The sequence below is a fragment of the Pseudomonas sp. BO3-4 genome, from assembly GCF_034044115.1.
In the GTDB taxonomy this organism is placed as follows: Bacteria; Pseudomonadota; Gammaproteobacteria; order Pseudomonadales; family Pseudomonadaceae; genus Aquipseudomonas; species Aquipseudomonas alloputida.
The window spans coordinates 1,094,966-1,108,257 of the sequence record NZ_CP139018.1; the positions used below are offsets into that span (position 1 = coordinate 1,094,966).

12 protein-coding genes are annotated in these 13,292 nt (G+C 61.6%); 3 read left to right on the plus strand and 9 right to left on the minus strand.

The window, feature by feature from the left end; all coding sequences use genetic code 11:
* Positions 1–219: 219 nt before the first annotated feature.
* Together lptF and lptG are read left to right on the plus strand one after the other, a co-directional pair.
* Positions 220–1,335: an LPS export ABC transporter permease LptF gene (gene lptF, locus REH59_RS05040; RefSeq protein ID WP_004575655.1), complete on the plus strand. Its 1,116-nt coding sequence runs from the start codon at positions 220–222 to the stop codon at positions 1,333–1,335.
* Positions 1,328–2,389 (plus strand): LPS export ABC transporter permease LptG, encoded by a 1,062-nt coding sequence (gene lptG, locus REH59_RS05045; protein WP_014755453.1) that lies wholly within the window; start codon positions 1,328–1,330, stop codon positions 2,387–2,389. Before lptF ends, lptG begins: the two co-directional genes overlap by 8 nt.
* Positions 2,390–2,537: 148 nt before the next feature.
* On the opposite strand, the gene REH59_RS05050 is transcribed toward lptG, so the two are convergent.
* Positions 2,538–3,026 (minus strand): RDD family protein, encoded by a 489-nt coding sequence (locus REH59_RS05050; RefSeq protein WP_003255094.1) that lies wholly within the window; start codon positions 3,024–3,026, stop codon positions 2,538–2,540.
* A 143-nt stretch (positions 3,027–3,169) separates the two neighbouring features.
* Here REH59_RS05050 and REH59_RS05055 point away from each other — a divergent pair, with 143 nt between their 5' ends.
* Positions 3,170–4,375: an ISL3 family transposase gene (locus REH59_RS05055; protein WP_265536574.1), complete on the plus strand. Its 1,206-nt coding sequence runs from the start codon at positions 3,170–3,172 to the stop codon at positions 4,373–4,375.
* Between the two features lie 56 nt (positions 4,376–4,431).
* Here REH59_RS05055 and REH59_RS05060 read toward each other — a convergent pair whose 3' ends face one another.
* From REH59_RS05060 to REH59_RS05095, 8 genes are all read right to left on the minus strand, one after another.
* Positions 4,432–4,641, minus strand: coding sequence for a cold-shock protein (locus tag REH59_RS05060; protein WP_003255093.1), 210 nt, complete (start codon positions 4,639–4,641; stop codon positions 4,432–4,434).
* A 357-nt stretch (positions 4,642–4,998) separates the two neighbouring features.
* Positions 4,999–6,120 (minus strand): glycine cleavage system aminomethyltransferase GcvT, encoded by a 1,122-nt coding sequence (gcvT, locus tag REH59_RS05065; protein ID WP_014860110.1) that lies wholly within the window; start codon positions 6,118–6,120, stop codon positions 4,999–5,001.
* Positions 6,121–6,147: 27 nt separating this feature from the next.
* Complete coding sequence (locus REH59_RS05070) at positions 6,148–7,524, minus strand: L-serine ammonia-lyase (RefSeq protein ID WP_004575653.1); 1,377 nt, start codon at positions 7,522–7,524, stop codon at positions 6,148–6,150.
* Between the two features lie 150 nt (positions 7,525–7,674).
* A complete protein-coding gene (gene gcvP / locus REH59_RS05075; protein ID WP_014860111.1) occupies positions 7,675–10,530 on the minus strand; it encodes an aminomethyl-transferring glycine dehydrogenase in 2,856 nt (951 codons plus the stop codon).
* Positions 10,531–10,541: 11 nt separating this feature from the next.
* The gene (gene gcvH / locus REH59_RS05080; protein WP_014860112.1) at positions 10,542–10,925 is read right to left on the minus strand and encodes a glycine cleavage system protein GcvH; all 384 of its coding nucleotides are present in this window, start codon (positions 10,923–10,925) and stop codon (positions 10,542–10,544) included.
* Positions 10,926–11,228: 303 nt separating this feature from the next.
* Positions 11,229–11,696, minus strand: a complete 468-nt coding sequence (locus REH59_RS05085; RefSeq protein ID WP_014860113.1) for a DoxX family protein — start codon at positions 11,694–11,696, stop codon at positions 11,229–11,231.
* A complete protein-coding gene (locus REH59_RS05090) occupies positions 11,689–12,462 on the minus strand; it encodes a DNA-binding domain-containing protein (protein WP_014860114.1) in 774 nt (257 codons plus the stop codon). Before REH59_RS05090 ends, REH59_RS05085 begins: the two co-directional genes overlap by 8 nt.
* Positions 12,459–13,292 (minus strand): DUF692 domain-containing protein, encoded by an 834-nt coding sequence (locus REH59_RS05095; RefSeq protein WP_047605008.1) that lies wholly within the window; start codon positions 13,290–13,292, stop codon positions 12,459–12,461. The genes REH59_RS05090 and REH59_RS05095 overlap by 4 nt, the downstream gene beginning before the upstream one ends.

The following is a 13,292-nucleotide window of genomic DNA, read 5'->3' on the forward strand; positions in this document are numbered from 1 at the left end:
GCGGAAAAGCTGCCAGTTTGAGCCTGTGGCAAGCGTGCTGACAACCCCGTTGTGCACCTTCGTACGCGGCCAAGTGACAGGGGCGGTCAATCACAGGATAATGCGCGCACTTTACATGGAGGTTCGCCTTTGGCGAACCGGCATTGGTCTTGGATGTACTAAGTCATTGTTTGGCGCCATTGCATGGCAGTCCGCCCTGACAACCCAGGAGTGTCTGGTTTGATCGTCTTTCGTTATCTGTCCCGCGAGGTCCTGGTCACCTTGAGCGCCGTCAGCGCTGTGCTGTTGGTGATCATCATGAGCGGGCGCTTCATCAAGTACCTGGCCCAGGCTGCCCAGGGCGTGCTCGACCCTGGCGTGTTGTTCCTGATCATGGGCTTCCGCTTGCCAGGCTTCCTGCAACTGATCCTGCCTCTGGGGCTGTTCCTCGGCATCCTCCTGGCTTACGGGCGCCTGTACCTGGAAAGTGAGATGACCGTGCTGTCGGCCACTGGCATGAGCCAGCAGCGCCTGCTGGGCATGACCATGGCGCCGGCTGCCCTGGTTGCCCTGCTGGTGGCCTGGCTGAGCCTGAGCCTGGCCCCGCTGGGCGTGGCCCAGGTGCAGCAGATCATCAGCCAGCAGGATGCCCTGACCGAGTTCGACACCTTGGTGCCGGGCCGCTTCCAGACATTGCGTGATGGCTCGCGGGTAACCTATACCGAGCAACTGTCGGATGACCGCATCAACCTGGGCGGGGTGTTCATCTCCGAGAAGCGCTTCAACCAGGACAAGACCAAGGACCGCGCCCCCTCGGTGCTGGTCGCCGAGAAGGGCCACCAGGAAATCCAGGCCGACGGCAACCGCTACCTGGTGCTGGAAAACGGTTACCGCTACGACGGCAACCCGGGCCAGGCCGACTACCGCGCCATCAAGTACGACACCTACGGTGTGCTGCTGCCCAAGCCGGAAGTCGCCGAGGAAGTGACCGAGCGCGAAGCGCTTCCCACCTCCGAACTGATCGGCAAGGAGGGCCTGCGTGAGCGCGCCGAGCTGCAATGGCGGCTGTCGCTGCCAATCCTGGTGTTCGTCGTCACCCTGCTGGCGGTGCCACTGTCGCGGGTCAACCCGCGTCAGGGCCGCTTCCTCAAGCTGCTGCCGGCAATTCTTCTGTACATGGCCTACCTGACAATGCTGATTTCCGTACGCGGCGCCCTCGAGAAGGGCAAACTGCCGATCGCCCTGGGCATGTGGTGGGTCCACGGCCTGTTCCTGCTGATCGGCCTTGGCCTGATGTACTGGGAACCGCTGCGCCTCAAACGTGCCGCCCGCCGTGCGGAGGTGGCTCATGGCTAAGCTCGATCGCTACATTGGCCAGAGCGTGCTGCTGGCCATCCTGGCCGTGCTGGGGATCATCCTCGGCCTGGCTTCGCTTTTCGCCTTCATCGATGAGATGGGCGACCTGAGTGACACCTACACGGTGATGGACGCGGGCAACTTTGTCCTGCTTACCGCACCTCGGCGGCTGTATGAAATGCTGCCAATGGCCGCCCTGATCGGTTGCCTGATCGGCCTGGGCAGTCTGGCCAGCAGCAGCGAGCTGACCATCATGCGTGCGGCCGGCGTGTCCATCGGCCGTATCGTCTGGGCGGTGATGAAACCCATGCTGGTGCTGATGCTGGTGGGGCTGCTGATTGGCGAATATGTGGCACCGGTGACCGAGAACAAGGCCCAGGCCGACCGTTCCCTGGCCCAGGGTGGTGGTGAAGCACAAAGCTCAAAACGTGGCATGTGGCACCGCCAGGGCGAGGAGTACGTGCACATCAACGCCGTACAGCCCGATGGCCTGCTGCTGGGCGTGACCCGCTACCGCTTCGACAGCGAGCGCAAGATTGTCACCTCGAGCTTTGCCCGCCGTGCGCAGTACCAGAACGACCACTGGCTGCTCGCTGATGTGCGTACCACCTATTTCCGTGGCGACCACACCGAGGTGGTCAACGCGCCGGAGGAGCGCTGGGATGTTTCGCTCACCCCAGAGCTGCTCAATACCGTGATCCTTGCGCCGGAGTCGCTTTCGATTACCGGCTTGTGGGACTACATCCATTACCTGTCTGACCAGGGCCTGAACAACTCCCGATACTGGCTGGCATTCTGGACCAAGGTGCTGCAGCCGATGGTAACGGCGGCCCTGGTGCTGATGGCGATTTCGTTCATCTTTGGCCCGCTGCGTTCGGTTACCCTTGGTCAGCGCGTGTTCACGGGTGTGCTGGTGGGCTTCGTGTTTCGCATTGGTCAGGACCTGCTCGGGCCTTCGAGCCAGGTATTCGGCTTCCCGCCGCTGCTGGCGGTGGTGATACCGGCGGGTATCTGTGCCTTGGCCGGTGTGTGGTTGTTGCGCCGGGCAGGGTAATAGCCTGAGCTGCACAAGAAAGCCGACCTCAGGGTCGGCTTTTTCATGGGTGTTAATCTGGCCCGGCCTCTTGGCGGGTAAACCCGCGCCTACAGGTATCGCGCAGGCATGAGGAAAGGGCCCGAACCGGCAACGCCAATCCTCTGGCTCATTTCTTCTGTTTAGGCACCCGCACCAGCTGGCTTTCCGAATAGATGTCATGCCAACCACGCTTGCGCTTGTCGATCAGCACCCAGAAAAAACCCAGCCCCAGGCACAGCCACGAGGCAATCGACACGACGAACCGCAAGAGCGCCTGCCACAGGCTGATGGCCGAGCCATCGGCATTCTGCACCCGAACGCCCCATACCTGCATACCCAGCGTCTGCCCACCGTGGGTCCAGAACTTGGCAAAAAAGCCGAACAGGGCAAACAGCAGTACCGTAGACAGCAATGGGTCGCCATCCAGTGCACCGGCCTCGGTCAGCTCGCGCATACGTGCTTCGCCGATGATCGACATCTGAATCATCTTGTAGGCGCCGGCGGTCACGATCAGCAGCGCGGTGCACAGTAGAAAGTCATAGAACATCGCTGCCAGGCGCCGGCCCAGGCCGACCGGCGGAAAATCACCCTGGGGTGTGAGCAGAGGCTTGGACATGCAGGACAGCTCCAGAAGACGAGCCTGCTATTCTACGGGCAAAAAAAAGGTTCTTCACGGAATCCCGGGAAAGACAGAAACAAGAACGCCGGTTTGATGGATGATGTTCGTGCGAGCAAACACATCAACAAACCGGCGTTCTTGTGCACGATATTAATACGTTTCTGCCCTTTTGGGAGGGCTTTTCTGTCATTGCCATCAGGCCTGACGGCGACGATCTGCTGATCGACCTGATTCCGCAGCCCACCAGGTTCCCCACCTGCAGCGGCTGCCATCAGCCCAGCACCGCCATCCACGAATACTGTCAGCGCTCGATCCGTGATCTCCCCATTCTTGGCCATGCGGTACGGTTGAATGTGGAACTGCGGCGCGTTGGGTGTCGCGCATGCGGCAAGCGGATGGAGTCAGTCAGCTGGCTTGATCGCTATTCGCGTATGACCCAGCGCTTGGCCGAGGCCGTGATCCAGGCTTGCCAGCGGCTGCCTACCCTGCACGTCGCCGAGCTGTTTGACTTGCATTGGGACAGTGTGCGCTTGCTGGAACGACGAGCTCTACAAGCCGCTCTAGAGAAGCTACCAAAGGCCCAGCCCAGGCGCCTGGTGATGGACGAGTTCGCCCTGTTCAAAGGCCATCGCTACGCCAGCGTGGTGCTGGACGCCGATACCCGCCGGGTGCTGTGGATTGGTGAAGGACGTAGCAGAACGGCTATCAGGCCCTTCTTTGAAGAGCTGGGGCCAGAAGGCTGTGTGCGGATCGAAGCAGTGGCGATGGACATGAACACCGCATTTGACCTAGAGGTACGCCAACACTGCCCTCAGGCACGCGTGGTCTACGACCTGTTTCATGTAGTCGCCAAGTATGGGCGCGAGGTGATTGACCGGGTACGGGTCGACGAAGCCAACCGTCTGCGCCATGACAAACCCGCGCGCAGGGTGATCAAGCAAGCACGCTGGCTACTGCTGCGTAATCCGGAAAATCTCAAGCGAGAAGATCAACAGGTGCACCTGAGGGATCTGCTGTCGGCTAACCAATCGCTGATGACGGTTTATCTGATGAAAGCAGAGTTAAAAGCGCTGTGGTCGCCCACCACCGCCTGGGGTTGGCGATCAGCCTGGAAGCAGTGGCTGCGTCTGGCTGATGAAAGCGCGATACCGGCACTGAAGCAGTTTGCTAAACGCCTGAAGGGATACTGGCGCGGCATCTTGAGCAGGGTGCGATGGCCAATGCATACGGGCCAGCTGGAAGGCATCAACAACCGGATCAAGGTGATCAAGCGGATGGCTTACGGCTACCGGGACAGCGAATTCTTTTTCATGAAGATCAAGAATGACTTTCCCGGCAATCCGTGAAGAACCAAAAAAAAACCCCTGCACTTGGCAGGGGCTTTTCAAAGTCTGGCGCTGGATCAGACAGGTTGAACCTTGTCAGCCTGCATGCCTTTCTGGCCCTGAACTGCTTCAAAGGTAACCTTCTGGCCTTCTTTCAGGCTTTTGAAGCCGCTACCTTCGATAGCGCGGAAGTGCACGAACAGATCCGGACCGCTTTCTGGGGTGATGAAGCCGTAACCTTTTTCGTCATTGAACCACTTGACGGTACCGTTCTGACGCTCAGCCATTGTCTTATTTCCTATGAAGCTTAAATTTTGATGACAGTTTCTTTCGCACTTTTTTGTAAGCGAAAGATTACTGGGCTGGGTTGCAGGAAGTAAGAGACGTCGAACGGGTTGTAGCAAATCTCGGCTACTGGCCCAGGTCACGAACTGTTGCGACCCATGCAAACACAGTGCAGTGACTCTACGCCAACTCCCGAGCGAAAAACAAGCCCTTGGTCGTATGGAAAACTGGCCGCTTGCCGATAACCGACCGATTTGTCGGAAACGGCATGGCGCCTGGCCTGGCGCCATGTTCAAAAGTTATTGGGCAGGTTCGAAAACGAATATGTCGACGCTGCCCAAAACCTTCACAAAGCTGTTTCAGCCACGGTAGTAACGTGGTGTCACGAAAGGCATTTTGCTGACTTTCAAGGCCACCTTCTTTCCACGCACCACGGCAAACAGCTCGGTGTCGAGTGCAGCATGTTCACTATCGATATAACCCATTGCGACAGGTGCGGCGAGTGTCGGGCCAAAGCCCCCGCTGCACACTTTACCTACCGCTTTATCGTTTGCGTCGACAATGTCCGCACCTTCACGAACAGGCGTACGCTCCTGCGGCAACAGGCCGACACGTTTGCGCGCAACACCATCGCGCACGTGGGCGAAGATCGTCTCGGCACCCGGGAAGCCGGCAGCCCGTGCACCCTCGGCACGGCGCACCTTGGAAATTGCCCACAGCAGGCTGGCTTCGATCGGCGTAGTCTCGCTGTTCATGTCGTGGCCATACAGGCACAGGCCAGCTTCCAGGCGCAGCGAGTCGCGTGCGCCCAAGCCGATCGGCTGTACTTCCGGCTCGGCCAGCAGGCGGCGAGCCAGGGCGTCGGCAGCGTTGACCGGTACCGAGATCTCGTAGCCGTCTTCGCCGGTGTAGCCCGAGCGGCTGACGAAGCAGTCCACACCCAGCAGTGTTACTCGGCGGAACTGCATGAAGGTCATGCCGGCCACTTCTGGAGCCAGGCGTTCCAGCACCTTGACTGCAGCCGGGCCTTGCAGGGCGAGCAGGGCACGCTCCTCGAACAGCGGCTGCACCTCGCAACGGTTGCCAATGTGGGATTGCAGGTGAGCCAGGTCCTGCTCCTTGCAGGCAGCGTTGACTACCAGGAACAGGGTGTCCTCGCCCAGGTTGGCCACCATCAGGTCGTCGAGAATGCCGCCTTGCTCATTGGTGAACATGGCATAACGCTGCATGCCCACCGGCAGGTCGATGATGTCCACCGGTACCAGGCTTTCCAGCGCCTTGGCGGCGTCAGCGCCATGCAGAACGATCTGGCCCATGTGCGAGACGTCGAACAGGCCGGCCTGCTCGCGGGTGTGCAGGTGTTCCTTGAGCACGCCCAGCGGGTACTGCACCGGCATGTCGTAGCCGGCGAACGGCACCATGCGTGCACCCAGTTCCAGGTGCAAGGCATGCAGTGGGGTCTTGAGCAGTGTTTCGGACATCGATGACTCCTTGCTGTCATTGTTGGGTCAACATTCGATGATGTTGACGGCCAGGCCGCCACGGGCGGTCTCTTTGTATTTGCTTTTCATGTCGGCGCCGGTCTGGCGCATGGTGCGGATGACCTTGTCCAGCGACACGTAGTGCTGCCCGTCGCCGCGCAGGGCCATGCGTACCGCGTTGATGGCCTTCACCGAGCCCATGGCATTGCGCTCGATACAGGGCACCTGTACGAGGCCGCCTATCGGGTCGCAGGTCAGGCCCAGGTTGTGTTCCATGCCTATTTCGGCTGCGTTCTCCACCTGCTGCACGCTACCGCCCATCACTTCGCACAGCGCACCGGCGGCCATCGAACAGGCAACGCCGACCTCGCCCTGACAGCCCACTTCGGCCCCGGAGATGGAGGCGTTTTCCTTGTACAGGATGCCGATGGCTGCGGCGGTGAGCAGAAAGCGCACCACCCCGTCCTCGCTGGCACCGGGGACGAAGCGCATGTAGTAGTGAAGGACTGCCGGGACGATGCCCGCTGCACCATTGGTAGGGGCGGTGACCACACGACCGCCGTAGGCGTTTTCCTCGTTCACCGCCAAGGCGTAGAGGTTGACCCAGTCGAGCACTGACAGGGCATCACGCAGGCTGGCTTCCGGGTGGCCGCTCAGTTGGCGGTACAGGGCCGGTGCGCGGCGTTTGACCTTGAGCCCTCCCGGTAATATGCCCTCATGCTGGCAACCTGCCGCGACGCAATCTTGCATCACCTGCCAGATGCGCAGCAGCCCGGCTCGGGTTTCTGCTTCAGGGCGCCAGGCGGTCTCGTTGGCCAGCATGACCTGGCTCACCGACAGGTCATGCGCGGTGCAGTGGCCGAGGAGCGCCTTGGCGGTCTTGAACGGATAGGCCAGCACCGTGGTGTCTTCGACGATGCGGTCATGGCCGGCAGCGTCCTCGTCGACCACGAAACCACCGCCTACCGAGTAATACTCGCGGCTTCGGATTTGCAGGCCTGCGTCGTCGAAGGCGCGAAATATCATGCCGTTGGGGTGGTAGTCCAACGGCTTGCGGATCATCGCCAGGTGCTGCTTTTCGATGAACGCAATGCTGTGTTCGCCCAGCAGGTTGATGCGTCCGCTGTCGCGGATGACCTGCAGGCGGGCGGGAATGCTGTCGGTGTCGATAATGTCCGGGTGTTCGCCTTCAAGGCCCAGCAGCACGGCTTTGTCACTGCCGTGGCCTTTGCCTGTTGCGCCCAGTGAGCCATACAGCTCGGCTTTGACGCTGGCGGTGCGGGCCAGCAGGCCGTCACGGCGCAGCCCTTCGGCAAACCGCGCAGCGGCGCGCATTGGTCCGACCGTGTGGGAGCTGGAGGGGCCGATGCCGATCTTGAACAGGTCGAAGACGCTCAGTGACATGGTGACCTCCTGCCAGATTGTTGGGCGGACGTTGAGCCCTGTAGGCGCGGGTTTATCCGCGAATGCGGTGGTATTGCCACCCTCGCATTCGCGGGTAGACCCGCGCCTACACAGCGCCCGCCACCCAAGCCAGGTGGCGGGGAGGGGCTATCAGGCGTCCTGATAGCTCTCGATCGACGGGCAGGCGCACACCAGGTTGCGGTCGCCGAACACGTTGTCGACCCGGCCGACCGGCGGCCAGTACTTGCCTTCCACCAGGCTCGCCAGGGGGTATACCGCCTGCTCGCGGCTGTAGCCATGGGTCCATTCGCCAACCAGCTCAGCCGCAGTGTGCGGTGCGTTTTTCAGCGGGTTGTCGTCCTTGTCCAGGCTACCGTTCTCCACCGCGCGGATTTCTTCGCGGATCTGGATCATTGCGTTGCAGAAGCGGTCCAGTTCTTCTTTGGACTCGCTTTCGGTCGGTTCGATCATCAGCGTGCCAGCCACCGGGAAGGACATGGTCGGGGCGTGGAAGCCAAAGTCGATCAACCGCTTGGCCACGTCGTCGACACTGATGCCGCTGGTGTCCTTCAGTGGGCGCAGGTCGAGAATGCACTCGTGAGCCACCAGGCCGTTACCGCCGGTATACAGAACAGGATAGTGCTCTTCCAGGCGGCGGGCGATGTAGTTGGCGTTGAGGATTGCCATCTGCGAGGCACGTTTGAGGCCGGCACCGCCCATCATGCGGATATACATCCATGTGATGGGCAGGATGCTGGCGCTACCGAACGGCGCAGCGCATACCGCGCCTTGGGTGTTTTCCAGCTGTGCATGGCCTGGCAGGAACGGCGCCAGGTGCGACTTGACGCCAATCGGGCCTACGCCCGGGCCACCACCACCGTGCGGGATGCAGAAGGTCTTGTGCAGGTTCAGGTGGGAAACGTCGCCGCCGAACTTGCCGGGTGCGCACAGTCCGACCATGGCGTTCATGTTGGCGCCGTCGATGTACACCTGGCCACCGTTGTCGTGGATGATCGCGCAGATTTCGCCGATCGCTTCCTCGAACACGCCGTGGGTCGACGGGTAGGTGATCATGATTGCGGCCAGGCGCTCGCGGTGCTCGATGGCTTTGGCGCGCAGGTCCTCGACATCGACGTTGCCACGGGCGTCACAGGCGGTAACCACGACACGCATGCCAGCCATGTGTGCGGTGGCCGGGTTGGTGCCATGGGCCGACGACGGGATCAGGCAGATATCGCGGTGGCCTTCACCCCGGCTGCGGTGGTAGGCGCGGATCGCCAACAGCCCGGCGTATTCGCCCTGCGAGCCGGCGTTGGGCTGCAGCGACACGGCATCATAGCCAGTGGCCGCGCACAGCATGGCCTCCAGTTCGGTGGTCATCTGCAGGTAGCCCTGGCTCTGCTCGGCCGGGGCGAATGGGTGCAGGTTGCCGAACTCGGCCCAGGTGACCGGGATCATCTCGCTGGCGGCGTTCAGCTTCATGGTGCACGAGCCCAGCGGAATCATGCTGCGGTCCAGCGCCAGGTCCTTGTCGGCCAGGCGGCGCAGGTAGCGCATCAGCTCGGTTTCGCTGTGGTAGCGGTTGAACACCGGGTGTTCGAGGATGGCCGACTGGCGCAGCAGGGCGGCAGGCAGCAGGGAACCGGTGCTGGCGGCCAGTGCGGTGAAATCAGGCTGTGCCTGCTCGCCACCCAACAGCTGCCACAGCGATTCGACGTCAGCCTGAGTGCTGGTTTCGTCCAGAGACAGGCCCACATGGGCGGCATCGATCTGGCGCAGGTTGATGCCCTGGGCGCGTGCCTTGTCATGCAGGCTGGCGGTGGCAGTGCCGGTGGCCAGGGTCAGGGTATCGAAGGCGCTGGCGCCCACCACTTGTACGCCCAGCGCCTTCAGGCCGGCGGCGAGGATCGCGGTCAGGGCATGGGTGCGCTCGGCAATGCGCTTGAGGCCGGCAGGGCCGTGGTACACGGCGAACATGCTGGCGATGTTGGCCAGCAGCACCTGGGCGGTGCAGATGTTGCTGGTGGCCTTTTCGCGGCGGATGTGCTGCTCGCGGGTCTGCATGGCCAGACGCAGGGCGGTTTTGCCGAAGCGGTCGATCGACACGCCGACCAAGCGGCCAGGCATGTCGCGCTTGAACGCGTCGCGGGTGGCGAAGTAAGCCGCGTGCGGGCCACCGAAGCCCAGTGGCACGCCGAAGCGCTGGGCACTGCCGATGGCCACGTCGGCGTCGAACTCGCCCGGTGGGGTCAGCAGGGTCAGGGCCAGCAGGTCTGCCGCTACGGCGACCAGGGCGTTGGCCGCGTGGAAGCGCTGCACGACCTCGTGGTAGTCGAACACTTCACCGTTGCTGGCCGGGTATTGCAGCAGGGCCCCGAAGAAGGCGCTGACATCGCCCAGCTCGCGTTCGTCGCCAACCACAACCTCGATACCCAACGGCTCGGCACGGGTGCGCAGCACGTCGAGGGTTTGCGGGTGACAGTGCACGGAGGCGAAGAAGGCATGGCTGGATTTGTTCTTCGACAGGCGCTTGCAGAAGGTCATGGCCTCGGCCGCAGCCGTGGCTTCGTCGAGCAAGGAGGCGTTGGCGATCGGCAGGCCGGTGAGGTCGCTGATCAGGGTCTGGAAGTTCAGCAGCGCTTCCAGGCGGCCTTGGGAAATTTCTGGCTGATACGGGGTGTAGGCGGTGTACCAGGCCGGGTTTTCCAGCAGGTTGCGCAGGATCGGTGCCGGGGTGTGGGTGTTGTAGTAGCCCTGGCCGATGTAGCTTTTGAACAGCTGGTTCTTGCCGGCGATGGCCTTGAGTGCGGCGAGTGCGTCGGCCTCGCTCTGGCCGTCGTGCGAGCCAAGCACGCTGGTGCCTTTGATGCTGTCGGGGATGACCGCAGCGGTCATGGCGTCCAGCGAGTCGAAGCCCAGTGCAGTGAGCATGGCCTGTTCGTCAGCGGCGCGCGGGCCTATGTGACGGGCGATGAATTCGTTGGCGGTGCCGAGGTTGATGGTCATGGCGGGATTCCTCAGGCGTCGTCGTTGGCTTTGAGCAGGCGGTCGTAGGCGTCCTGGTCGAGCAGAGCGGTGACGGCTTCTGCATTGGCAGGGATGAAGCGGAAGAACCAGCCTTCGCCCATCGGGTCTTCGTTGACCAGTTCCGGGCTGTCTTCAAGCTGGCCGTTGACCTCGACCACTTCACCTGTCAGTGGCATGTACACGCCGCTGGCGGCCTTGACCGATTCAACGGTGGACGCTTCGCTGCCTTTCTCATACTGCTGCAACTCTGGCAGTTGCACGAAAACCACGTCGCCCAGGGCATTCTGGGCGTAGGCGGTGATGCCCACGGTGACGCTGCCATCGGCTTCGACGCGCAGCCATTCGTGATCTTCAGTGAAACGCAACTCGCTCATGGGGAATCCTCGGGAAGCAGGGCGTTGGGGGCGCGGTGGCGCCGCGCTCTTAGGGTAGGATTCCCTTAGCAATAATGCGGCCAACCTATAAAACTTCTTATTTATCAATAGATTACGTAAATAGGCGGAGAAGCCGTATTTTTCGTATGGAATGATATCGTTACAGGTGCTCATGGGAGGAAAAGGGTTTGAGCATCAAACCCTTGTGCACCCACGTCGAGGAGGGTGTGTATCGTTTTCGCTACGACGTAGTGAAAACGATACACGTGGTGCCTGGACAGGCGAGGTGCCAATGGCCTTCGGTCATCTCACTTTCAGCAGATGATCCAGCGAAAACGCGCCGGCGCCTCGGGCAACCAGGAGCAGCAAGAGCCCTGCCCAAGTCAGGTGGGTGGGCCACGCATCGGGGTAGACGAACACTTCGATCACCAACGTCATGCCCAGCAGTGCCAGCGCCGATAGCCGGGTCATCAGCCCGAGCACCAGCAATAGCGGGAACAAGTGCTCAGCGTAGGCGGCCAGGTGCGCTGCAAGCCAGGGCGAGAGTAGCGGCAGCGCGTACTCGGTGCGGAACAGCTCATAGGTGCCGGGTGTAAGGGTGAGGAAACCCTCCACTTTGGTGCGTCCGGAAAGAAAGAATACCGAGGCGATCCCGAACCGGGCGACCAGGCACAACAGGTCATCGCTCAAACGGCGCTCGAGGCTCTGTGCAACGTGGTTCCAGGCGCGCCGCAGGCTGCTGGCCGGAGGTGTGAAATCGGCACTAGCCATGGTGGTGTTCTCCTGTGAAGGCGAGTGGGCGAAAAGCCTGGGCTGTCATCAGGCGCCCGAGCATCTCGGTGAAATCCAGGTCGGTTTCAGCGTGTCGCGCCAGTTCCGAGGCCTGCATCAGCGACTGTCCGGCCGCACAGGCCTTGAGAAACGCATGGCCACCTTTTCCCAGTGGCTGGTGGCATACGCCATCAGCGGTGCCGACAAACAGCACCCCTTCGCCCACCCATGGCTGGTCATGGGGCCAGGCAACCTGCTCGCGGGCGCAGCGCCACAGGGTGTACACAGGATGCGTTTCGCACCAGTACCAGCGAGCACTGGCACGGGGGGGCAAGCAACCGTGATCAAGATCGCTGGGGGTCATGCCTGCCAGTTCGACAAGGTTCAGGCACGTTTCGTACGGCGCGCTGAAGGCTTCTGTCCAATGCAGGTCCAGGCGGGCGACATCCGCCAGATACGGCACAGCGTGCTGTGACTGAATGTCTTCGAGGAAATCCGGGAAGGTTGCGCCATAGCAGATCAGCCGGGGATCGCTGGGGGGGAATTGCCGCGCGTAAACTGCCGCGGTCTCATCCATCCAGGCACGCCCGACGAGTGTGCACACGCTCGGAAAGTTGGCGCGCAGCGCATCCACGCAGCCGGCCAACACCGTGTTGCGATAAACCGCGAACGCCGCCTGTTCGGTCACTCCCGAAAGCTGGGGAGCAGGACGGGAATAGAGTGCCTCGATGAACGCGTGCTGGAACTGACCAAGGGAAAGGTTCATGGCAATACACCCGGGCAAGTCATGATCGACTGTGCGATGGACCGTTCAGCAAGCAGCTCGGTGAACGGGGGAAGCTTGTCGTCACGTTCAATGAGTGTCGGGCGCGGGCCGACACGGGAAACCAGTTGGCGGTACAGCGCCCACACAGGCTCGGCCACCAGCGCATCATGAGAGTCGATCAACAGGCTGCCTTGGTCATCATCGCTGTGCCCGGCCAGATGAACTTCTGTGATGGCTTGCGCTGGAAAGCGGTCCAGGTAGGCAGTTGCCGAAAACCCCAGATTGTGAGCACTCACATAGACGTTGTTGATGTCCAGCAGCAGGCCGCAACCGGTGCGACGTGTCAGTTCGTCAAGAAAGTCGATCTCGTCCCAGTCATGGCCCTGCAGCTGCAAGTAATGACTGGGGTTTTCGATGGATATACGCCGGCCCAATACCTCCTGGCATCGCTGGATGTTTTCAGCGATGCGCTGCAGGGCTTCGTTGCTGCGGGGAAATGGCAGCAGGTCTGGATGGTAGTGACCCTGCCAGGTGGACCAGGCCAGGTGCTCTGATACAAGTACCGGTTCGATCTGATCGCACAGTGCGCGCAGACGCTGCAAATGGTCCTGATCGGGGGGCGCGTCAGCCGCAAGCGAAAGTGCTACACCATGCAATGAGACCGGGTGAAGTGCTGCGATTCGGTTCAGCCAGGCAAGGCGAGGGCCGCCGACCATGTAGTTCTCCGGGTGAACCTCAAACCAGAGCCCTTCGAGATTGCACGCCAGCGCCTGGTCGTAGTACTCGGCCTTCAGGCTGATTCCGGCGCCCATTCGTGCGTCTGCGTTCAT